Annotated in this window: 21 protein-coding genes; 12 read left to right on the top strand and 9 right to left on the bottom strand. The window is 70.0% G+C overall.

Features of this window, described 5'->3' with window-relative positions; all coding sequences use genetic code 11:
* Positions 1–145 precede the first annotated feature (145 nt).
* The 3 genes from ABIE67_RS11550 to moaA all read left to right on the top strand — a co-directional run bounded on the left by ABIE67_RS11550 (position 146) and on the right by moaA (position 3,265).
* Positions 146–502 (top strand): DUF485 domain-containing protein, encoded by a 357-nt coding sequence (locus ABIE67_RS11550; protein WP_048583586.1) that lies wholly within the window; start codon positions 146–148, stop codon positions 500–502.
* Complete coding sequence (locus ABIE67_RS11545) at positions 499–2,127, top strand: cation acetate symporter (RefSeq protein WP_062719315.1); 1,629 nt, start codon at positions 499–501, stop codon at positions 2,125–2,127. The genes ABIE67_RS11550 and ABIE67_RS11545 overlap by 4 nt, the downstream gene beginning before the upstream one ends.
* Before the next feature lie 148 nt (positions 2,128–2,275).
* Complete coding sequence (gene moaA / locus ABIE67_RS11540; protein ID WP_370256354.1) at positions 2,276–3,265, top strand: GTP 3',8-cyclase MoaA; 990 nt, start codon at positions 2,276–2,278, stop codon at positions 3,263–3,265.
* Here moaA and ABIE67_RS11535 read toward each other — a convergent pair.
* Together ABIE67_RS11535 and ABIE67_RS11530 are read right to left on the bottom strand one after the other, a co-directional pair.
* A complete protein-coding gene (locus ABIE67_RS11535; protein WP_370256353.1) occupies positions 3,248–3,475 on the bottom strand; it encodes a hypothetical protein in 228 nt (75 codons plus the stop codon). The genes moaA and ABIE67_RS11535 overlap by 18 nt on opposite strands.
* Before the next feature lie 214 nt (positions 3,476–3,689).
* Positions 3,690–4,088, bottom strand: coding sequence for a DUF3099 domain-containing protein (locus tag ABIE67_RS11530; protein WP_370256351.1), 399 nt, complete (start codon positions 4,086–4,088; stop codon positions 3,690–3,692).
* A 244-nt stretch (positions 4,089–4,332) separates the two neighbouring features.
* Between ABIE67_RS11530 and ABIE67_RS11525 the strand changes: the two genes are divergently transcribed.
* The gene (locus ABIE67_RS11525; protein WP_370256349.1) at positions 4,333–4,614 is read left to right on the top strand and encodes a GlsB/YeaQ/YmgE family stress response membrane protein; all 282 of its coding nucleotides are present in this window, start codon (positions 4,333–4,335) and stop codon (positions 4,612–4,614) included.
* 115 nt (positions 4,615–4,729) lie between these two features.
* On the opposite strand, the gene tyrS is transcribed toward ABIE67_RS11525, so the two are convergent.
* The 3 genes from tyrS to ABIE67_RS11510 are packed head-to-tail and all read right to left on the bottom strand — an operon-like array spanning position 4,730 to position 8,977.
* The gene (gene tyrS / locus ABIE67_RS11520; protein WP_370256348.1) at positions 4,730–5,998 is read right to left on the bottom strand and encodes a tyrosine--tRNA ligase; all 1,269 of its coding nucleotides are present in this window, start codon (positions 5,996–5,998) and stop codon (positions 4,730–4,732) included.
* Between the two features lie 55 nt (positions 5,999–6,053).
* Positions 6,054–7,457, bottom strand: a complete 1,404-nt coding sequence (locus ABIE67_RS11515) for a metallopeptidase TldD-related protein (protein WP_370256347.1) — start codon at positions 7,455–7,457, stop codon at positions 6,054–6,056.
* A complete protein-coding gene (locus tag ABIE67_RS11510) occupies positions 7,454–8,977 on the bottom strand; it encodes a TldD/PmbA family protein (RefSeq protein WP_370256346.1) in 1,524 nt (507 codons plus the stop codon). The genes ABIE67_RS11515 and ABIE67_RS11510 overlap by 4 nt, the downstream gene beginning before the upstream one ends.
* A 240-nt stretch (positions 8,978–9,217) precedes the next feature.
* Between ABIE67_RS11510 and fabG the strand changes: the two genes are divergently transcribed.
* From fabG to ABIE67_RS11495, 3 genes are all read left to right on the top strand, one after another.
* Positions 9,218–9,922, top strand: a complete 705-nt coding sequence (fabG, locus tag ABIE67_RS11505; protein ID WP_370256343.1) for a 3-oxoacyl-[acyl-carrier-protein] reductase — start codon at positions 9,218–9,220, stop codon at positions 9,920–9,922.
* Between the two features lie 5 nt (positions 9,923–9,927).
* Positions 9,928–10,695 (top strand): enoyl-ACP reductase FabI, encoded by a 768-nt coding sequence (gene fabI, locus ABIE67_RS11500; RefSeq protein WP_370256341.1) that lies wholly within the window; start codon positions 9,928–9,930, stop codon positions 10,693–10,695.
* A 162-nt stretch (positions 10,696–10,857) separates the two neighbouring features.
* Positions 10,858–11,208 (top strand): hypothetical protein, encoded by a 351-nt coding sequence (locus tag ABIE67_RS11495; RefSeq protein WP_370256340.1) that lies wholly within the window; start codon positions 10,858–10,860, stop codon positions 11,206–11,208.
* Here ABIE67_RS11495 and ABIE67_RS11490 read toward each other — a convergent pair.
* Positions 11,186–11,878 (bottom strand): FadR/GntR family transcriptional regulator, encoded by a 693-nt coding sequence (locus tag ABIE67_RS11490; protein WP_370256339.1) that lies wholly within the window; start codon positions 11,876–11,878, stop codon positions 11,186–11,188. The genes ABIE67_RS11495 and ABIE67_RS11490 overlap by 23 nt on opposite strands.
* A 70-nt stretch (positions 11,879–11,948) precedes the next feature.
* Between ABIE67_RS11490 and ABIE67_RS11485 the strand changes: the two genes are divergently transcribed.
* The 4 genes from ABIE67_RS11485 to ABIE67_RS11470 all read left to right on the top strand — a co-directional run bounded on the left by ABIE67_RS11485 (position 11,949) and on the right by ABIE67_RS11470 (position 14,464).
* Positions 11,949–13,244 carry a CynX/NimT family MFS transporter gene (locus ABIE67_RS11485; RefSeq protein WP_370256338.1) on the top strand — a complete coding sequence of 432 codons (1,296 nt, stop codon included), beginning with the start codon at positions 11,949–11,951 and terminating at the stop codon, positions 13,242–13,244.
* Between the two features lie 49 nt (positions 13,245–13,293).
* The gene (locus tag ABIE67_RS11480; RefSeq protein ID WP_370256337.1) at positions 13,294–13,410 is read left to right on the top strand and encodes an SGM_5486 family transporter-associated protein; all 117 of its coding nucleotides are present in this window, start codon (positions 13,294–13,296) and stop codon (positions 13,408–13,410) included.
* 262 nt (positions 13,411–13,672) lie between these two features.
* A complete protein-coding gene (locus tag ABIE67_RS11475) occupies positions 13,673–13,879 on the top strand; it encodes a hypothetical protein (RefSeq protein WP_370256336.1) in 207 nt (68 codons plus the stop codon).
* Positions 13,880–13,945: 66 nt separating this feature from the next.
* Positions 13,946–14,464, top strand: coding sequence for a histidine phosphatase family protein (locus tag ABIE67_RS11470; RefSeq protein ID WP_370256335.1), 519 nt, complete (start codon positions 13,946–13,948; stop codon positions 14,462–14,464).
* 92 nt (positions 14,465–14,556) lie between these two features.
* Here the strand turns inward: ABIE67_RS11470 and serB are convergent, their stop codons facing one another.
* Complete coding sequence (serB, locus tag ABIE67_RS11465) at positions 14,557–15,765, bottom strand: phosphoserine phosphatase SerB (RefSeq protein WP_370256334.1); 1,209 nt, start codon at positions 15,763–15,765, stop codon at positions 14,557–14,559.
* A 133-nt stretch (positions 15,766–15,898) separates the two neighbouring features.
* Entirely contained in the window at positions 15,899–17,932 is a 2,034-nt protein-coding gene (locus ABIE67_RS11460; RefSeq protein ID WP_370256333.1) for a streptophobe family protein, read from the bottom strand.
* A gap of 242 nt (positions 17,933–18,174) precedes the next feature.
* On the opposite strand from ABIE67_RS11460, the gene ABIE67_RS11455 reads away from it, so the two are divergent.
* Positions 18,175–20,724 carry an FHA domain-containing protein gene (locus tag ABIE67_RS11455; protein WP_370256332.1) on the top strand — a complete coding sequence of 850 codons (2,550 nt, stop codon included), beginning with the start codon at positions 18,175–18,177 and terminating at the stop codon, positions 20,722–20,724.
* Positions 20,725–20,813: 89 nt separating this feature from the next.
* On the opposite strand, the gene ABIE67_RS11450 is transcribed toward ABIE67_RS11455, so the two are convergent.
* A complete protein-coding gene (locus tag ABIE67_RS11450) occupies positions 20,814–21,611 on the bottom strand; it encodes a transglycosylase SLT domain-containing protein (RefSeq protein ID WP_370256331.1) in 798 nt (265 codons plus the stop codon).
* Positions 21,612–21,815 lie beyond the last annotated feature (204 nt).

Genomic DNA, 21,815 nt, shown 5'->3' with positions numbered 1-21,815 from the left:
TCGCCAGCCGGCTCAAGTGATCCACGTCACCGCGAGGAACAGAGCCGTCATGCCCGTATCCGAACCGTCCCCGACCGATCCGTCCCCAACCCCCCAACCGTCCCCGTCCACCGTCGCAACAGCGCCCGCAACGCGAGGAGACTCCGTGGCTACCGACGCACCGCCCCCCTCGAAAGAGACACACAAACTCCCCTCCACCGAGGAGTTCACGGAGGTGCAGAAGAGCGCGGAGTTCGTTGAACTGCGCCGCTCCTACCGCTCCTTCGCCTTTCCGCTGACCGTCGCCTTCATCGTCTGGTACCTGCTGTACGTCCTGCTCTCCAACTACGCGGGCGACTTCATGGGCACCAAGCTGTTCGGCAACATCAACGTCGCGTTCGTCTTCGGTATCGCCCAGTTCGTCACCACGTTCCTCATCGCCTGGTGGTACGCGCGGCACGCCGGTGCCAAGCTCGACCCCAAGGCCGAGGCCATCAAGACCCGTATGGAGGGCGGCGCATGAGCCCCGCGATGACCCATGTGCAGCTCGCCGCCAACGAGGCCAGCGAGCACCGGCCGCTGATCATCACCCTGTTCGCGTGCTTCGTGGTCGCGACCCTGTTCATCACCGTCTGGGCGGGCCGGCAGACCAAGGACGCCGCCGACTTCTACGCGGGCGGCCGGTCGTTCAGCGCCTTCCAGAACGGCCTCGCCGTCTCCGGCGACTACATGTCCGCCGCGTCCTTCCTCGGCATCGCGGGCGCGATCGCCCTCTTCGGATACGACGGCTTCCTGTACTCCATCGGATTCCTGGTCGCCTGGCTGGTCGCCCTGCTCCTGGTGGCCGAGCCGCTCAGGAACTCCGGCCGCTACACGATGGGTGACGTCCTCGCGTACCGCATGCGCCAGCGCCCGGTCCGTACGGCGGCCGGCACCTCCACGATCGTCGTGTCGATCTTCTATCTGCTGGCCCAGATGGCTGGCGCCGGCGTGCTGGTCTCGCTGCTGCTCGGCATCACCACCGACGCGGGCAAGATCCTGATCGTCGCCCTCGTCGGCGTCCTGATGATCGTGTACGTCTCCATCGGCGGCATGAAGGGCACGACCTGGGTCCAGATGGTCAAGGCCGTGCTGCTCATCGGCGGCACCATCCTGATCACCTTCCTGGTGCTGCTGAAGTTCAACTTCAACATCTCCGACCTGCTCGGCAAGGCCGCCGAGAACAGCGGCAAGGGCGCCGCCTTCCTGGAGCCCGGCCTCCAGTACGGCGCCACCGGCACCTCCAAGCTGGACTTCATCTCCCTCGGCATCGCCCTGGTCCTGGGCACCGCCGGTCTGCCGCACATCCTGATCCGCTTCTACACGGTGCCCAACGCCAAGGCCGCCCGTAAGTCCGTGAACTGGGCGATCGGCATCATCGGCGGCTTCTACCTGATGACCATCGCCCTCGGCTTCGGCGCCGCCGCGCTCATCTCGCAGGACGAGATCATCGCGTCCAACCCGTCCGGCAACACGGCGGCCCCCCTGCTCGCCCTGCATCTCGGCGGCGTCGACTCGGCCTGGGGCGCGATCCTGCTCGCCACCATCTCGGCGGTGGCCTTCGCGACGATCCTCGCGGTGGTCGCCGGCCTGACCCTGGCCTCGTCGTCGTCGTTCGCCCACGACATCTACGCGAACGTGATCAAGAAGGGCCAGGCCACCGAGAAGGAGGAGATCCGGGCCGCCCGCCTCGCCACCATCGGCATCGGCGCCGTCTCCATCCTCCTGGGCGCCCTCGCCCGCGACCTCAACGTCGCCGGCCTGGTCGCCCTGGCCTTCGCGGTCGCCGCCTCCGCCAACCTGCCGACGATCCTCTACAGCCTGTTCTGGAAGCGGTTCACCACCCAGGGCGCGCTGTGGTCGATCTACGGCGGTCTGATCGTCGCCGTCGGCCTGGTGCTGTTCTCGCCGGTCGTCTCCGGCGACCCGAAGGCGATGTTCCCGGACGTCGACTTCGCCTGGTTCCCGCTGAAGAACCCGGGCATCATCTCCATCCCGTTCGGCTTCCTCATGGGCTGGCTCGGCACGGTCCTGTCCAAGGAGGAGCCCGACGCCGGCAAGTACGCGGAGCTGGAGGTCCGGTCCCTGACCGGCACCGGCGCCCACTGAGCAGCACCCCTGAGCGGCCGCGTCGTAGATCCCTACGACGCGGCCGCGTCGTACGTAGTGGGATCGGGCCGGTGTCGCTGTCAGTGCGGTCACGTAGGCTCGCAGATGACAGAAGTTGAATCTGGTCGTGACGAGGGAGGGGGCCCACGTGCTCATCGACACCTACGGCCGAGTGGCCACCGACCTGAGGGTCTCGCTGACGGACCGCTGCAACCTGCGGTGCACCTACTGCATGCCCGAGGAGGGCCTGCAGTGGCTGGCCAAGCCCGACCTGCTCACGGACGACGAGATCGTCCGCCTGATCGACATCGCCGTCACCTCCCTCGGCATCGAGGAGGTCCGCTTCACCGGCGGTGAGCCCCTGCTGCGCCCCGGCCTGGCCGGCATAGTCGAGCGGGTCGGCGCCCTGGAGCCCCGCCCCCAGATGTCCCTGACGACGAACGGCATAGGACTCAAGCGCACCGCGTCCGCCCTGAAGGCGGCGGGCCTGGACCGGGTCAACGTCTCCCTGGACACCCTGCGCCCGGACGTCTTCAAGACCCTCACCCGCCGCGACCGCCACAAGGACGTCATCGAGGGCCTGTACGCCGCCCGCGACGCCGGCCTGACCCCGGTCAAGGTCAACTCGGTGCTGATGCCGGGCCTCAACGACGACGAGGCCCCCGACCTGCTGGCCTGGGCCGTGGAGCACGACTACGAACTGCGCTTCATCGAGCAGATGCCCCTGGACGCCCAGCACGGCTGGAAGCGCGACGGCATGATCACCGCCGGGGACATCCTGACCTCCCTGCGCACCCGCTTCGAACTGACCGCGGAGGGCGCGGAGAAGCGCGGCTCGGCCCCGGCGGAGCGCTGGCTGGTCGACGGCGGTCCGCACGTGGTCGGCGTGATCGCCTCCGTCACCCGCCCGTTCTGCGCGGCCTGCGACCGCACCCGCCTGACGGCCGACGGTCAGGTACGCACCTGCCTGTTCGCCACCGAGGAGACGGACCTGCGCGCCGCCCTGCGCTCGGGCGCCCCCGACGAGGAGATCGCCCGCATCTGGCGGCTGGCGATGTGGGGCAAGAAGGCCGGAGCGGGCCTGGACGACCCGAGCTTCGTCCAGCCGGACCGCCCGATGTCAGCCATCGGCGGCTGAGGAAGCCTCTTCCCACTCCTTCAGCGGGACGACGTCCTTCAGAAACCCCCGCACCCCGAGGAACTGCGACAAATGCTCGCGGTGCTCGTCACAGGCCAGCCATGTCTTGCGCCGCTCCGGCGTGTGAATCTTCGGGTTGTTCCACGCCAGCACCCACACGGCGTCGGCACGGCACCCCTTGGCGGAGCAGATCGGCGTCTCGTCACTCACAGATTCGTCTCACAGATTCGCGCACAAAAAGGCGACGCCGAGCAGCCACGGGGGGAGCTGCCCGGCGTCGGTCCGTCGCTCCGACGGGGGATGCGGAGCGCCTACGAAGTATGTCACGGGTAACCCGTCGCCCGGCACCGGAACAACACTATTGATCTGAGCTTTTCCTGAGCTTGGCGTGGACTCGTCTTCCGGAAGGCACCGGCCCGGGGAGTCACGCGCCGTCGCGTGGTTTGCTTTGTGCGCCGGGCGCGGAGTCCCCCGCGACATCTTCCGGGACCGATTCCGCGAAACCGTCATTCGTCCGTGGTGGCGCGATCATCGGTCGCATCGGGGCGGCCACGAACGTCGACGGCAACGACGGCGCATTCTCCCGCCCCGCGTTGGCGATCACCACCGCGATGTACGGCAGGACCGCCCCGAGCACCAACGCCACAATCGCGACGTGCCGTTCGACGTTCCACAGGGTGGCCGCGAGGATCACCGACACCGTACGGACCGACATCGAGATGATGTACCGGCGCTGTCGCGCACGCACATCGTCCTGGAGGCCCGCCCGGGCCCCGGTGATCCGGAACACCTCGGTGTTGCCACTCGCGTGCAGCTTCCGCATCACATTCCACCATCCGCCCGCATCGGACTCTCCCCCGCCCGTACCGGCCCGCCCCCGGTCGGGGACCCGGGCCGAGACACCTCCCACGGTACGCCTCGCCTGCGCCGCCTACGAGACCGGGGCCCCTGCCACCTGGGGGAACACCGGGGGCCGTAACGCGTACGGCCGTACCCGACATGCGGCGTACCACGACCGGACCAAGACTGGGCGTACTGCTCACCCCGAGCCGTACGAGGAGGCAGCCATGGGCTGGTTGTGGGCGATCATCGTCGGATTTGTGCTGGGTCTGATCGCGAAGGCACTCATCCCGGGCAAGCAGCACAGCCCCCTCTGGCTGACCACCATCTTCGGCATGCTCGGCGCCGTCGTCGGCAACGCCGTCGCCCGCGGGTTCGGTGTCGAGGAGACCAAGGGCATCGACTGGAGCCGGCACATCTTCCAGGTCGTCGCGGCGGTGATCATCGTGTACGCGGGCGACATGCTGTACATGTCGACGCTGGGCAAGAGGAAACAGCGACGGGGATGAACGAACAACGCCCTGGAGCGGAAGCGCCCTGAAGGGGCGCGGGGAACTGCGCGATCAGCCACGACGAGGCCGCAGTCCGCAGATCACCGCACCCCTACGGCGAACCCCGAAAGCGCTAAGCGCCCGTAACCTCTACAGCCGCCAGGTTCTTCTTCCCGCGCCGCAGCACCAGCCACCGCCCGTGCAGCAGGTCCTCCTTGGCAGGGACGGAGTCCTCTCCGGCGACCTTCACGTTGTTCACGTACGCCCCGCCCTCCTTCACGGTGCGCCGCGCGGCGGACTTGCTGGCCACCAGGCCGACCTCGGCGAGCAGGTCGACGACCGGGCCGAGCTGCTCGACCCGGATGTGCGGCACCTCGGAGAGAGCCGCCGCCAGCGTCCGGTCGTCCAGCTCCGCCAGCTCGCCCTGGCCGAAGAGGGCCTTGGACGCGGCGATCACCGCGGCCGTCTGGTCGGCGCCGTGCACCAGCGTCGTCAGCTCCTCGGCCAGCGCCCGCTGCGCGGCACGGGCCTGCGGGCGCTCCTCGGTCTGCTTCTCCAGCTCCTCCAGCTCCGCACGGGACCTGAAGGACAGGATGCGCATGTAGTTCGAGATGTCCCGGTCGTCCGCGTTCAGCCAGAACTGGTAGAACGCGTACGGCGTCGTCATCTCCGGGTCGAGCCAGATGGCGCCGCCCTCGGTCTTGCCGAACTTGGTGCCGTCCGCCTTGGTCATCAGCGGCGTCGCCAGCGCGTGGACGCTCGCGTGCGGCTCCAGCCGGTGGATCAGGTCCAGACCCGCCGTGAGGTTGCCCCACTGGTCGCTGCCGCCCTGCTGCAGCGTGCAGCCGTGCCGCCGGTACAGCTCCAGGAAGTCCATGCCCTGCAGCAGCTGGTAGCTGAACTCCGTGTAGCTGATGCCCTCTTCGGACTGCAGACGCCGGGCGACGGAGTCCTTGGTCAGCATCTTGTTGACACGGAAGTGCTTGCCGATGTCCCGCAGGAACTCGATGGCCGACAGACCGGCCGTCCAGTCCAGGTTGTTGACCATCGTCGCCGCGTTGTCGCCCTCGAAGGAGAGGAAGGGCTCGATCTGGGCGCGCAGACGGTTCACCCAGTTCGCGACCGTCTCCGGGTCGTTCAGCGTGCGCTCGGCCGTCGGGCGCGGGTCGCCGATCTGGCCGGTCGCGCCGCCCACCAGCGCCAGCGGGCGCAGGCCCGCCTGCTGGAGGCGGCGCATGGTGAGCACCTGGACCAGGTGACCGACGTGCAGGCTGGCCGCGGTCGGGTCGAAACCGCAATAGAACGTGACGGGACCGTCCGCGAGCGCCTTGCGCAATGCGTCCTCGTCAGTGGACAGGGCGATCACGCCACGCCACTTCAGCTCGTCGACGATGTCCGTCACGGTTCTCGTGTCTCCTTGATGATCTCGGGCAGTCGGGTGACAGCCGACTACGAGGTTATACGCCCTGACTGACAGAGCTCATGTTGAAATCGGGGACGCGCAGCGCCGGCATCGCCGCCCTGGTGAACCAGTCGCTCCACTCTCGGGGGAGGGTCTTCTCCGTACGGCCCGCCTCCGTCGCCCGCCCGAGCAGTCCCACCGGCGATTCGTTGAACCTGAAGTTGTTGACCTCGCCGGTCACCTCACCGTTCTCGACGAGGTACACCCCGTCCCGGGTCAGGCCGGTGAGCAGCAGCGTCGCCGGGTCGACCTCGCGGATGTACCACAGGCAGGTCAGCAGCAGCCCGCGCTCGGTGTTCGCGACCATCTCCTCGAGCGAGCGGTCCTCGCCGCCGTCCAGGATCAGGTTGTCGGCGCCCGGCGCGACCGGCAGCCCGGTCAGCCCGGCACTGTGGCGGGTGGTCGTGAGGTGCTTGAGCTCGCCCTCGCGCATCCACTCGGTGGCGGCGATCGGCAGCCCGTTGTCGAACACCGACTGGTCCCCGCCGGAGGAGTGCGCGATCACGAAGGGCGCGGACTCCAGACCCGGCTCGTTCGGGTCGCTGCGCAGCGTCAGCGGCAGCTCGCTCAGCCTCTCGCCGACGCGCGTCTTGCCGCCCGGCTTGGAGAACACCGTCCGGCCCTCGACCGCGTCCCGCCCCGACGCCGACCACATCTGGTAGATCAGCAGGTCGGCCACGGCGGTCGGCGGCAGCAGCGTCTCGTACCGGCCCGCCGGCAGCTCCAGGCGCCGCTCGGCCCAGCCGAGGCGTACGGCCAGCTCGGCATCGAGCGCCGTCGGGTCGACGTCCTTGAAGTCCCGCGTGGAGCGCCCCGCCCACGCCGAGCGGGTGCGGTCCGGGGACTTGGCGTTCAGCTCCAGCGTCCCGTTGGGCTGGTCGTGCCGCAGCCGCAGCCCGGTGGACGTGCCCACGTAAGTCGACATCAGCTCGTGGTTGGCGAAGCCGTACAACTCCCGCCCGCCCGCACGCGCGCGTGCGAACGCCTCGCCGAGTGCCGGGGCGAAGTCGGCGAACACGTTGGACGAGGTCTCGGCCGGGGCGTCCGTGAAGTCCGGCGACGCCGGTACGTCCGTCACGAGCGGCTGCGCGTCCTCGGCGGGCCCGGCGCCGCGCGCGGCGGCCTCGGCGGCCCGCACCAGCGGCTCCAACTCGTCCACGGTCACGGCCGACCGCGACACGACCCCCGAGGCCGTGCCCTCCTTGCCGTCGACTGTCGCGACGACGGTGAGCGTCCGCCCGCGCGTGACGCCGTTCGTGGTCAGCGCGTTGCCCGCCCAGCGCAGATTGGCGGTCGACTGCTCGTCGGCGATGACGACACACCCGTCGGCCCGGGACAGCTCCAGGGCGCGCTCGACGATCTCGTGCGGCTTGTGCGCCTTGCTGGAGTGAGCGCTCATCGACCGGCCTCCTGCGTGGTGTTGAGAATGTTGACTCCCTTGAAAAGGGCCGACGGGCAGCCGTGCGAGACCGCTGCGACCTGGCCCGGCTGGGCCTTGCCACAGTTGAACGCGCCGCCGAGTACGTAGGTCTGGGGACCGCCGACGGCGGCCATCGAACCCCAGAAGTCCGTGGTCGTCGCCTGATAGGCCACGTCCCGCAGCTGGCCGGTGATCCGCCCGTTCTCGATCCTGAAGAACCGCTGCCCGGTGAACTGGAAGTTGTAGCGCTGCATGTCGATCGACCAGGACCGGTCGCCGACGACGTAGATGCCGCGGTCCACGCTCCCGATCAGATCCTCGGTCGACATCCCGGCCGGATCCGGCTGCAACGACACATTGGCCATGCGCTGCACGGGCACATGCCCGGGGGAGTCGGCGAACGCGCACCCGTTGGACCGCTCGAAGCCGGTCAGCTTCGCGATCCGCCGGTCCAGCTGGTAGCCGACGAGGGTGCCGTCCTTCACCAGGTCCCAGGACTGGCCCTCGACGCCCTCGTCGTCGTACCCGATGGTCGCGAGGCCGTGCTCGGCGGTGCGGTCACCGGTGACGTTCATCAGGTCGGAGCCGTACCTGAGCTTGCCGAGCTGGTCGAAGGTGGCGAAGGAGGTGCCGGCGTAGGCGGCCTCGTAGCCGAGGGCGCGGTCCAGTTCGGTGGCGTGGCCGATGGACTCGTGGATGGTCAGCCACAGGTTGGAGGGGTCGACGACGAGGTCGTACGGCCCCGCCTCGACGCTCGGCGCCCGCATCTTCTCGGCGAGCAGCTCCGGGATCTGCGCCAGCTCGGACTCCCAGTCCCAGCCGGTGCCCGTCAGGTACTCCCAGCCGCGCCCGACGGGCGGCGCGATGGTGCGCATGGAGTCGAACTCGCCGCTCGACTCGTCGACCGACACGGCGGTCAGCTGCGGGTGCAGCCGAACGCGCTGCTGGGTGGTCACGGTCCCGGCGGTGTCGGCGTAGAACTTGTTCTCGTGGACGGTCAGCAGCGAGGCGTCCACGTGGTTGACGCCGTCCGCCGCCAGCAGCCGCGCGCTCCACTCCGCCAGCAGCGCCGACTTCTCCTCGTCGGGCACCGTGAACGGATCGATCTCGTACGACGAGACCCACGTCTTCTCGGCGTGCACGGGCTCGTCGGCGAGCTCCACCCGCTCGTCCGACCCGGCGGCCTTGATCACCTGGGCGGACAGCTTCGCCATCGCCACCGCCTGCGACGCGACCTTGGCGGCGGCGTCCAGCGTCAGATCCACGCCGGAGGCGAACCCCCAGGTCCCGCCGTGCACCACCCGCACCGCGTAGCCGAGGTCGGTGGTGTCCGACGACCCGGCGAGCCTGGCGTCCCGCAGGCGCCAGGACGCGCTGCGCACCCGCTCGACCCGGAAGTCCGCGTGCTCGGCACCCAGCGCACGCGCGCGTGCCAGCGCGGCGTCGGCCAGGGCGCGTAGTGGAAGCGCCGTGAAGGCTTCGTCGATCGTATGAGGCACGGAGGTCTCCCTGCTGTCGTGGCCTGTGGGCACCGATCATGTCGCGCGGGCAGGGTCACGGACCACACGTTTCCGGCTGGAGTCCGCACCTTTCTGTAGGGACCCGACAGCGACACCCGTACGCCACTGTCGGTGCCCGAATGTCCCCGGACGGGACAGGCCCGATAGGTTTTCGGAGAAGCCACCTGCCATCCACGTGTTCGGGCGGGTGTGTCAGACCCCTATCGAAAGGGTGATCCGTTGAGCCGCTCGGTTCTCGTCACCGGAGGCAACCGGGGCATCGGCCTCGCCATCGCCCGCGCTTTCGCCGACGCCGGCGACAAGGTCGCGATCACGTACCGCTCTGGTGAGCCGCCGGCCGGCTTCCTGGCCGTCAAGTGCGACATCACCGACACCGAGCAGGTGGAGCAGGCCTACAAGGAGATCGAGGCCGAGCACGGCCCGGTCGAGGTTCTGATCGCCAACGCCGGCATCACCAAGGACCAGCTCCTGATGCGCATGTCCGAGGAGGACTTCACCTCGGTCATCGACACCAACCTCACCGGCACCTTCCGCGTCGTCAAGCGCGCCAACCGCGGCATGCTGCGCGCCAAGAAGGGTCGCGTGGTGCTCATTTCGTCGGTCGTCGGGCTGTACGGCGGCCCGGGCCAGGCGAACTACGCCGCCTCCAAGGCCGCCCTGGTCGGCTTCTCGCGCTCCCTGGCCCGTGAGCTGGGCTCGCGCAACATCACCTTCAACGTCGTCGCGCCCGGCTTCGTCGACACCGACATGACCAAGGTGCTCACCGACGAGCAGCGTGAGGGCATCGTGAAGCAGGTGCCGCTCGGTCGTTACGCGCAGCCGGAGGAGATCGCCGCGGCGGTGCGGTTCCTCGCCTCGGACGACGCCTCGTACATCACTGGAGCCGTCATCCCTGTTGACGGCGGACTGGGAATGGGTCACTGATCACCATGAGCGGAATTCTCGAGGGCAAGCGCGTCCTGATCACCGGTGTGCTGATGGAGTCCTCCATCGCCTTCCACGCCGCCAAGCTGGCCCAGGAGCAGGGCGCCGAGATCATCCTCACCGCGTTCCCGCGGCCCACGCTGACCGAGCGCATCGCCAAGAAGCTCCCGAAGCCCACCAAGGTCATCGAGCTGGACGTCACCAACGACGAGCACCTCGGCCGCCTGGCCGACGTCGTCGGCGAGGAGCTCGGCGGTCTCGACGGCGTCGTGCACTCCATCGGTTTCGCCCCGCAGGACGCGCTCGGCGGCAACTTCCTGAACACGCCGTTCGAGTCGGTCGCCACCGCCATGCACGTCTCGGCGTACTCCCTGAAGTCGCTGACCATGGCCTGTCTGCCGCTCATGCAGAACGGCGGCTCGGTCGTCGGCCTCACCTTCGACGCGCAGTACGCCTGGCCGCAGTACGACTGGATGGGCCCGGCCAAGGCCGCCCTGGAGGCCACCAGCCGCTACATGGCCCGTGACCTGGGCAAGCAGAACATCCGCTGCAACCTCGTCTCCGCGGGCCCGATCGGCTCGATGGCCGCCAAGTCCATCCCCGGCTTCGCCGACCTGGCCTCCGTGTGGGACAGCCGTTCGCCGCTGGAGTGGGACCTCAAGGACCCGGAGCCGGCCGGCCGCGGCATCGTCGCCCTGCTGAGCGACTGGTTCCCGAAGACCACCGGCGAGATCATCCACGTGGACGGTGGCCTGCACGCCATCGGCGCCTGATCTCCCGTACGCCGTTCGACGCCCCGTTTCCCGCCCCGCGCGGGGAGCGGGGCGTCACCCGTTCGGCCTATCCGGCCGGGCGGGCCGGGCCCACAACCGCGCACTCTGGAGTACGCGTTCACTTCGCGAGCCCCTCCCCACCACGGCCGAGGAGGTCCCCTTGTGCGCTTGTCCCGCCGCCTGGCCTCAACGACCGTCGCCGTCGCTCTCGTACTGCCCCTGTCGTACGACGCGATAGCCCACACACGCGTGCACACCGCGGAAGCGGAGCCCGAGGCGCCGTTCGGCGCCGCGTGCCGGATCCGCGTCACCGGCTCCCATGTGACCGCGTACTGCCACAACCCCTATCCGGAGACCGACCGGGTGAGCCTGCACGTCGAGTGCGCCCGCTGGTGGGACCTCGACAGTGACGGCACAGCGGTGAACGCCGGGCCCGCGCAGACCGTGCGGCTCACCGGGCGCTGCTGGAAAGAGGTCGCCTCGGTGTGGGTCAGTCACCGGCAGGAGAGCTGAAGCGCCCCGGGCGGCACAGGAACGGATAGCTCGCCGCCTCCGCCGCGGCCGCCGTCGCGTCGCCCGCGCGGATCGCGTCGACCAGCCGCGCGTGGTCCATGTGCGTCTCCGGAGTCAGCTCCCGGCCGATGTCCTCGCGCAGCCAGTCCCGCAGGACCTCGCCCAGGTCGGCGTACATCGCGGTCATCACGTCGTTGTGGGAGGCCGCCACCACCGCCAGATGGAAGGTCGCGTCGGCCGCCACGAACGCCTCCGCGTCGCCCGACTCCCAGGCCTCCTCACGGCGCACCAGCAGCGCGTCCAGCTGCTTGAGGTCCTTCTCCGAGCGCCGCTCGGCGGCCAGCTTCGCGGCGGCGGACTCCAGCGTGGAGCGCAGCTCGGCGATGTGCCGGGGGTCGGCGTCGGCGAAACGGCGGTGCATGACGCCCGCCAGCTCGCTGGTGGCCACCACATAGGTGCCGGAGCCCTGGCGGATGTCCAGCAGGCCGTTGTGCGCGAGCGCGCGGACGGCCTCTCGGACGGTGTTGCGGGCCACGCCGAGCTGCTCGACCAGCTCGGGCTCCGTCGGGATGCGCGCGCCCACCGGCCATTCGCCCGAGGTGATCTGGTTCCGCAACGACGCGATGACCTGCTCGGACAGTGCCGAACGACGGGGGTGGCTCAAGGGCATGGCACACCTTCGCACGGGAGGACGGGCACGGGGTGGCCCGGAGGTGGACAACCAATCATCCCATGATTCTATGATGGGCCTCATGGCAAGCGAGGAAACGACCCGGACGGTGACGTCCATGCGCATACGCACCCCCGAAGCGCGCACCACTCCCGAGCCCGCCACGCGCGCGTGGACGATACGGCTGCTGGTGCTCGGCATCGTGCTGACCGCGCTCAACCTCCGCCCCGCCATCACCAGCCTCGGCGCCCTCCTCGAAGAGGTCCGCGACGGGCTCGGCATGAGCGGCAGCGTGGCCGGGCTGCTCACCTCCGTGCCCCCGCTCTGCTTCGCCGTCTTCGGCGTCATGGCCCCCCGGCTCGCCCGCCGCTTCGGCCCCGGCGCGGTGGTCTGCGCCGGCATGGCCGCCATCACCGCCGGCCTGCTCCTGCGCCCGTACGTCGGCAGCACGGCCGGCTTCCTGGCCGCCAGCGCGCTCGCCCTCATGGGCATCGCCGTCAGCAACGTCCTGATGCCGGTCATCGTCAAGCGCTGGTTCCCGGACCGGGTCGGCTCCATGACCGGCCTGTACTCGATGGCCCTCGCCCTCGGCACCGCGTCCGCGGCGGCGGTGACCGTGCCCATGACCGAGGTGCTGGGCGGCAGTTGGCAGACCGGCCTCGCGGTGTGGGCGGCCCTCGCCGCTTTGGCCGTACTGCCGTGGATCCCTTTCGTACGGGACCGGGGAGCGGCGCCCGGCGCCACCGCGCGGGAGAGCCACGCGCGTGTGGAGGCACCCCGGCTGCGGGTCACCCGGAGCCGCACCGCCTGGGCCCTCGCCGTCTACTTCGGGCTCCAGGCCACCGGCGCTTACATCACGATGGGCTGGATGGCGCAGATCTTCCGGGACGCGGGCGTGCCCGCCGGCACGGCGGGGCTGCTGCTCGCCCTCACGATGGTGATGGGCGTGCCACTGGCCTTCGTCATCCCGCGCCTCGCCACCAGGCTGCCCCACCAGGGGCCGATCGTGCTCGCCCTGGGCGCCTGCGGCCTCCTCGGGTACGCCGGGCTGTACCTCGCACCGGTCGCGGGCGCCTGGGCCTGGGCCCTGCTGCTCGGCGTCTCCAACTGCTCGTTCCCGCTGGCCCTCACCATGGTCGGCATGCGGGCCAGAACCAGCGTGGGCGTGGCCCAGCTGTCGGGCTTCGCGCAGAGCACCGGCTATCTGATCTCCATCCCCGGCCCGCTCCTGGTGGGCGTGCTCTACCAGCACAGCGGCGGCTGGGGGCTGCCGATCGTGCTCATGGCCGGCCTGATGATCCCGCAGATGGCGGTAGGCGTCCTGGCGGGACGCAACCGTACGGTCGAGGAGGAGGCGGCCCGCTGAGGGTCACCCCGGCGGAGCCGCTGCGGACGGCGGGTGCGAGACTTGCCGTATGCCAGTGCTCGACCCGAACCCCCAGAACGGCCAGAAGAAGATGCTGCTCGTCTTCGGGGCCTTCTTCGCCATCTTCGTGATCATCGCCGTCGTGGCGACGATCGCCGCTCCCTGACGCGGAACCATCGCCGCTCCCTGGGACGGGACGATCGCCACTCCCGGAGGCGGGACGGTTGCCACTCCCTGAAGCGGGACGGCCGCAGCTCCCCGACACGGATCGTCATGCCGATGGTGGGGCTAGCACCACCATCCCCTAGGGGGCGAGTGTCAGGGTCAACTGGGTGGATCACCGGATGGGTTGAGGGCCGAGGAGTCCGTAACTTCGAAGTGTGACCGCGAGAGGCGGACACGGACACGCGAAGACCCACGGAGGCGACATGTCGGCCCGCATGCACACCCCGCCCCACCCGGCGTCCACGGGCCGTGCCGACATCCGGCTGCCCTGGTGGGCCCTGACCCTGCCGACGCTCGCCTTCATCACACTGCTGCTGCTCATACTCAACCCGTCCGACGCGCACGCCGCGACCGCCGAGCCATCGATCACGCAGCTCTTCGACCGCATACAGCAGCTGATCACACGCTGAGCACTGGCGGAAGCCGCCCGTCAACTCCCTGCGCCCCGTGGCGTGTTTCGTGCGAAGCTGGATCTCATGAGCGTCGCAGAACCCCGCAGGATTGTCCTCTTCCGGCATGCGAAAGCCGACTGGCCACAGGTGAACGACCACGAGCGGCCGCTCGCCGACCGGGGCCGAAAGGACGCGGCAGAGGCCGGACGCAGGCTGGCCGACACCGACGTCCCCTTCGATCTGGCCCTGTGCTCGACCGCGACCCGGACCAGGGAGACCTGGAAGCTCGCCGTCCACGAGTTCCCGCACCGGCCGAAAACCATCTACGAGGAGCGGGTCTACGAGTCCTCGCCCGGCGAGCTGATCGCCCTGCTCAACGAAACACCCGACGACGCGCAGAACGTCCTGCTGATCGGCCACAACCCGGGCGTGCAGGGCCTCGCCGAGATCCTCTCCGGCTCGGCCGAGAGCGACGCACGCGAGCGGATGAGCCGCCGCGGATTCCCGGCCGCCGCCTTCGCCGTCCTCTCCTTCAGCGGCAGCTGGAAGACCCTGGAGCCCGGCGTGGCCACGCTGCTCGACTACTGGGCCCCCTCCGAGTGACCGACCCACACCACAGGGGCCCGGCACCACGCGGTGCCGGGCCCCGGTGTACGTAGGGCTGCTGTACGTAGGGCTTCAGACGCTGTCGGTCGTCAGGCCTCGTCGTGGCTGTCCGCCGTCTCGACCTCTTCGCGGGTGACGCCCAGCAGATACAGGACGGTGTCCAGGAACGGCACGTTCACCGCCGTGTGCGCCGCCTGCCGGACCACCGGCTTGGCGTTGAAGGCGACACCCAGGCCCGCCGCGTTCAGCATGTCCAGGTCGTTGGCGCCGTCACCGATCGCCACCGTCTGGGACAGCGGCACCCCCGCCTCCGCGGCGAACCGGCGCAACAGCCGAGCCTTGCCCGCCCGGTCCACGACCTCGCCGGTGACCCGGCCCGTCAGCTTCCCGTCGACGATCTCCAACGTGTTCGCCTGGGCGAAGTCGAGCCCGAGCCGCTCCTGCAGATCATCGGTGACCTGCGTGAACCCACCCGAGACGACCCCCACTTGGTAACCGAGGCGCTTCAGCGTACGGATCAGTGTGCGCGCGCCCGGCGTCAGCCGCACCTCGCTGCGCACCTTCTCCACCACCGAGGCGTCCAGCCCCTCCAGCAGCGCCACGCGCGCGTGCAGCGACTGCTCGAAGTCCAGCTCCCCGCGCATCGCGGCCGCCGTCACCTCGGCCACCTTGTCCTCACAGCCGGCGTGCGCCGCGAAGAGCTCGATGACCTCGTCCTGGATGAGGGTCGAGTCCACGTCCATGACGACCAGGCGCTGGGCGCGCCGGTGCAGTCCGGCCGCGACGACCGCGATGTCGACACCCAGTGCCGCCGCGTCGGTCACCAGGGCGGTGCGCAGCGGCTCGGTCTCCACACCGGACACGGCGAACTCCACCGCCGTCACCGGGTACTTGGCGAGCCGGAAGATACGGTCGATGTTGCCGCCCGACTTCGTGATCTTCGCGGCGATCGCGGCCGTCGCCTCGGCCGTGAGGGGGTGCCCGAGCACGGTCACCAGGGAGCGACCGAGGCCGCGCGGCCGGTTGTCGCCGAGGCCGGAGATGATCTCCGCCTGCATCTTCATCGACTCGGCCCAGCTGTGGACGGTCGCCCGGAGATCCCCCTCCACACCGGCCGGAGGCTGCGTCACGAGAGCGCACAGCGTGATCCTGCCACGGGTGACGACCTGCTCGATGTCGACCACGTCGACGGAGTAGGCGGCCAGCGTGTCGAAGAGGCCGGCCGTGATGCCCGGCCTGTCCTTCCCGAAGATCTTGACGAGAAGGGTGGGGATGTCGGAGGTCTGCGAAGCGCTCATGGTGCTTCCACCGTATCCGGCACCCAGTGCCTGCCGCCCCTGAGGTCCGTCTGGCGGACACGGAACACTGGGTGTCGGTCGGGTGGCGCGAGCCTTACGTTCCGGCCACGGCTGCACTTCTGGCCCCTGTGGATCAGGGGCGCCCCTTCGGCCTTCCCGGTGGCGGGGGAGGGGGCGGAGGCGGTGGAGGAGCGGGCGGTGGAGGAGGGGGCGGTGGCCCGTCGTCCGCTCCGGATGACGGCCGGTCCCCGCGCCGCCGAGGAGGCCGGGGCGACCTCGGCGGCGGCCCGATCGGCCGGATGACCGTGGGGGCGCCGTATATGTCGTCACCGTCGGCGCGCGGCGGCGGCTCGGCGGCCTGCGGGTCGCTGGGCCGGCGGTCATGCGGCGGCTGTGCATCGTCGCGCCCCCACGCCGCATCGCGCGCCGGAGCGTTCTCGGGCGGCCGCGCATCCCCGGGCGGCCGCGCATCCCCGGGCGGCGGGGCCGCGCCGGGTGGCCGCGCGTCCTCCGGGTCGCGCAGCCGCTCCGGCACGCGCAGGTAGGGGTTCGTCGCCGGGTTCGGCGGCCGGTACGGAGTGCCGGGCGTGTACGGCCCGGACCGGTCGGCGTACGTCGATGTCCCGGCGCTCTCGGTCGCAGAGCCCGCAGGTCGCGCACCCTCCGCCGCACCCCCAGCCCTCGCCGCACCCCCAGCCCCCGCCGCACCCACACCGACCGCCGCCCCCGAAGCCAACGCCGCCGCCCGCTGCCCCGCGGCCCCGGTAGCGCGGGCCAGCAGCGCCCCCACGGCACCCGCCCCCGCACCCCATGCCGCCCCGAGAACCAGCGCCATACCGAGGTTCCCCCTCAGCCGCACCCCCGCGCCGAACGCGTCGAAGCCCAGCACCGACAGCGAGGCGTCCACGGACAGCTCCGTCAGCCATACGAGCAACGGCAGCGTCAACGCCGTGGCGACCCCGAGCCGCAGCGCACACCGCCCGGCGAAACGGAGGGCACCCGGATCCCGTACGCCCCCGGAACCACCCGAGCCTCCCACCGGCGTCCGCACCGCCGTCAGCACTCCCGCCAGCAGCATCACCAGCGCCGTCGCGACCCCCAGCAGCCACACCCGCCCGTCCAGCTCCGCCAGCCTGCTCAGCGTCACGGACTGGTCGGCGCCGCTGTTCAGCAGGTCGTCCAGGGGGTCCGGCAGCAGGCCCACCAGCACGCCTGTCGCCTTGCCGTCGAACGGTACGAAGAGGCCGATCGGGATGCCGAGCCACACGCCGTTCGGGGCGCCGAGGAGGGCGGCGCCCGCGATCCGCTTGGGGTGGGCGTCGCCGATCGCCGCGCAGGCCGCCGCCGCGAGGCCGGCCGCGACCGCCACCAGCAGCACCGTGACGAGGGCGGACGCGGCGGGCCGTACTACGCGGTGGACGGCTTCCCAGCCGGCCGGCAGCGGGGTGCGGCGCGAGGCAAGCAGGGCGATCAGCAGGATGCCGGCGGACCAGCACAGGCCGCCGAGCAGCGTCGGCGCCGTGTCGACCGTGAAACCGACCGCCGCCCTGGCATCGATGAGGTCGCCGATCTGGTCGGGCAGCAGCCCGCCGATGTCTCCGATATCCCCGATGTCACCCACTCCGGGGATCTCGAGACCGCCCCCGCCACCCCCACCGCCTCCACCGCCTCCCGGCAGGTCGTCGAGCCCCAGCGAGCTCCCGTCGATCGTGATGACGTCGTGCCCCGCCCAGGCCAGTCCCCCCAGCATCGCCACGAACAGCGCGACCACCGCGCCCCCGCGCGCGAGGAGTTCGGACGGCGCGATCACAACTCCCGCGCCCCGCAAGGACCGTGAGAAGAACCACGACAGCAGCGCCGCGCCGACCAGGCTCACCCCCAGTGGCGTGATCTCGATGGCGGTCGCCGCCTCCGCGCCCGTCAGTCCGAAAGCGGACACATCCCCGGACGGTGTGACAGAACCACCCGCCCCAAGGGCCACCACCGCCGCGGTCATCGGGCCGAGCGAGCTGCTGGTGTCCGCCTCCAGCAGATGCAGCCCGAGGGCCGCCGTGCCCGCCATCCCGATCAACGCCCAGCTCACGCAGGCGATCGCGGACAGCAGGATGTCCCCCCACGGCAGCCGCGTGCCGTGCTTCGCGGTCTCGTTGTTCGTGGACACGCTCATGGCAGACCCCCCGATCCGCGGCGCGGCGACGGTTCGCCGCGCATGTCCCCCTCGCGTGGATTACCACTCTCCGGACTGATTTCAACCCCGTCAACGGAACCAGTCGAAGCGCGTACGCGTGCTCCTCACAAGGCCCGACTTTCGGTCAGGGGGCGGAGCCTGAAATAGTTCCCGACGATGTTCGACATCCCTAGACTCCCTGTGTTGGGGGTAACTCGGGGGACTACTCAGTGGGGCATGGAGTGCCGGAACTCGTACTGGAATTGAATGGACGGACCTGGACGCTCGACACGTCCAGGCCCTACACCCTCGGACGCGATCCGCAGGGTGACATCGTGCTCGACGACGCCAGGGTGTCCTGGCGGCACGCCACGATCAGCTGGAGCGGCCGTAGTTGGGTCATCGAGGACCACGGCAGCACCAACGGCACGTTCGTGCAGGGCCAGCGGATCCATCACCTGGAGATCGGCCCCGGGGCGGCCGTGTACCTGGGCAACGCGACCGACGGACCGCGCCTGAACGTCTCCGGCGCCGCGGCCGCCGTCGCCTCGCCGCAGGCCCAGCCGCAGCAGCAGCCGTATGCCGCGCAGGGCGCGAACCCCGGCTGGGCCCCGCAGGCTCCCGCTCAGCAGGCGCCGCCGCAGCAGGCCCAGCCGCAGCAGGCCCCGCAGGCCGGCTGGCAGCAGCCGCAGCAGGCCGCCGCGCACATCCCGCAGCAGCAGGGCCCCGGTGTCGGCGCGGGGGCGCCGCCGGTCTACGGCGACCGCAGCCCTACCACGTTCCACCAGTTCGCCGTCGGCCGTGTCATGCGCATCGGCCGTGCCCTGGAGAACGAGCTGGTCGTCTCCGACCTCCAGGTCTCCCGGCACCACGCCGAGTTCCACTCGACGCCCGACGGCCGCATGGAGATCCGCGACCTCGGCTCCCACAACGGCACCTACGTCAACGGCCAGCCGATCGCCAAGGGCGGCTCGCAGCTGCTGGGCCCCGCGGACATCGTCGGTGTCGGTCACTCCACGTTCCGGATCGTCGGCGACCGCCTCGAGGAGTTCGTCGACACCGGTGAGGTCACCTTCTCCGCCCGTCACCTGACCGTCACGGTCGACGGCGGCAAGCAGATCCTCAAGGACGTCTCCTTCGGCGTCCCGGAGAAGTCGCTCATCGCGGTCATCGGACCGTCCGGTTCCGGCAAGTCGACCCTGCTCAAGGCGCTCACCGGCTACCGGCCCGCCAACCAGGGCGACGTCCTCTACGACAACCGGAACCTGTACAAGCAGTTCGCCGAGCTCCGCCAGCGCATCGGTCTGGTCCCGCAGGACGACATCCTGCACAAGGAGCTGACCGTCAAGAAGGCCCTCAAGTACGCGGCCAAGCTCCGCTTCCCCGCCGACACCACGGGCAGGGAGCGCGAGGCCCGTATCGACGAGGTGCTGCGCGAGCTGAAGCTGGACATCCACAAGGAGAAGAAGGTCACCTCCCTCTCCGGCGGCCAGCGCAAGCGCGTCTCGGTGGCCCTGGAGCTCCTCACCAAGCCGTCGCTGATCTTCCTCGACGAGCCCACCTCCGGCCTCGACCCGGGCATGGACCGCGACGTCATGCAGCTCCTGCGCGGCCTCGCCGACGACGGCCGTACGGTCCTCGTCGTCACCCACTCCGTGGCCGAGCTCGCGATCTGCGACAAGCTCCTGGTGATGGCGCCGGGCGGCGCGGTCGCGTACTTCGGCCCGCCGGAGGAGGCACTGAACTTCTTCGGCTACGACACCTGGGCCGATGTCTTCTCCGCCTTCGAGAACTACCGCGACTACGACTGGGCGGGACGCTGGAAGGGCTCTCAGCACTACCAGATGTACGCCGCGGACATCGACGCGATCGCCCCGCAGTCCGTACAGATGCCGCCGATGCAGGCGATGAAGCCGCCGAAGCCGCAGGGCTGGATGTCGCAGCTGGGCACCCTGATCCGCCGCTATGTGTCGGTGATCGCCTCCGACAAGGGCTTCCTGGCCCTGACGGTGATCCTGCCGGCCGTCCTCGGCGCGGTGAGCCTGGTCATCGACCCGGACAAGGACCTGCTGGTGCGGGGGGTGAACAAGGCGACCGGCATGCCTGTACCGAACGGCACCGCCACCACGGTGCTGCTGATCCTCGCGGTCGGGGCGTGCTTCGCGGGTGCCGCCAACTCCGTCCGAGAGCTGATCAAGGAACGGGTGATCTACGAGCGGGAGCGCGCCACCGGCCTGTCCCGCTCGGCGTACCTGATGTCCAAGGTGATCGTCCTCGGGGCGGTCACCGTTTTCCAGGGCGCGATGGTCGGCGCGATCGGGTTCTCCCGCCGGACGATCCCGGACGAGGCGCTGATCTTCGGCGAGGGCAAGTTCGCCGTGATGCTCGAACTCTCCGTCCCGATCATGGGGCTCGGCTTCACGTCCATGATGTTCGGCCTGGTCATCTCCTCGCTGGTGAAGACCGCCGAGAAGACCATGCCGCTGCTGGTGATGTTCGCGATCGTCCAGGTCGTGTTCACCGGCTGCCTGTTCGCCCTGCACGGCAACATCGGCGTCAACGAGTTCTCGTACCTGATGCCCTCGCGCTGGGCGGTCGCCGCCGCGGGCGCCACGCTGGACTTCAACAACATCAGCCCGCCCAAGGAGAAGGGCGACACCGACCCGCTGTGGGACCACGCGGTCGGCGCCTACAGCCTCGACATGATCGCGCTGATCGTGCTCGGAGTGATCTGCGGCTTCCTCGTGGCCCGCTTCCTGCGCCGCCACGAGCCCGAGGTCATGCGCAAGTAGTCGCCTGTCGTACGACGCCCGAAGGGCGGCACCCCGTCAGGAGGGTGCCGCCCTTCGGCGTACGGATCAGAGGCCCGCGCCTACCTCGCTCAGTACGCGCTGTCGACGTTGTCGATCGAGCCGTACCGGTCGGCCGCGTAGTTGGCGGCGGCGGTGAGGTTGGCGACCGGGTCGTACTGGCTCCAGGCGGTGCCCGGGACGTGGTACGCGTCGAAGGTCGGCTTGATGACCTGCAGCAGGCCGATCGACGGAACGCCGTTCTGGGCGTTGATGTCCCAGTTGTTGATCGCGTTCGGGTTACCCGAGGACTCCCGCATGATGTTGCGGTGGAGGCCGTCGTAGGTGCCCGGGATCTTGTGCTTCTTCATGATGTCCAGGGCCTCGCGGATCCAGCCGTCGAGGTTGTTGGTGTAGCTCTTGGCGGCGACCCGCTGGACCTGGACGCGGTTGGCGGACCGGCTCGCGGCCTCCTTCGCCTTGCGCTCCGCCTCGGCCTTCTTCTTCGCGGCCTCGGCGGCGGCCTTCCTCTTCGCGGCGGCGTCCGCGGCCTTCTTCTTCGCGGCGGCGTCCGCGGCCTTCTTCTTGGCGGCGGCGTCGGCGGCCGCCTTCTTCTTGGCCGCGGCCTCCTGGACCTTCTTGGCCGCGATCTCCTCGGCCTTCACGCTGGCGGAAGCGAGCTGGTCGGTGACGTTGCCCTTGACGTCCTTGATCTGCTCGTTGCTGTACGCCACCTTGCCCGTGGGGGCTTCGGCCGTGGTCGTCTGGGCGTTGCCGGGGACGGCGGACAGAGCCAGAGCGGCGGCACCGAGCGTGCCGACACCGGCGATCGCGATCTTGTGCCGATTGGTCAGCGTACGACTGAGACGGTTCTTGGTGTTCTTGAGCATGGCAGTGGGACCTCTTCGAATAGCGCGGAGGTCGCTCGCTGTCCGCCGGGGGACACGGGTGCTTCCTGCACAAACGCCGCGGGGAAAACCCGCGGCGCTGAGCGACGAGAGCAATTCTTAGCGGCCGCAAAATTGTGTGGCAAAGGTGTGACGTACGATCCCCGGTAGTGGACCCATGAAGGGCAAATCGGGACAGACAGGACC

The organism is Streptomyces sp. V4I8 (assembly GCF_041261225.1).
Lineage (GTDB): Bacteria > Actinomycetota > Actinomycetes > Streptomycetales > Streptomycetaceae > Streptomyces.
This window is presented reverse-complemented; position numbering and strand designations above follow the sequence as displayed.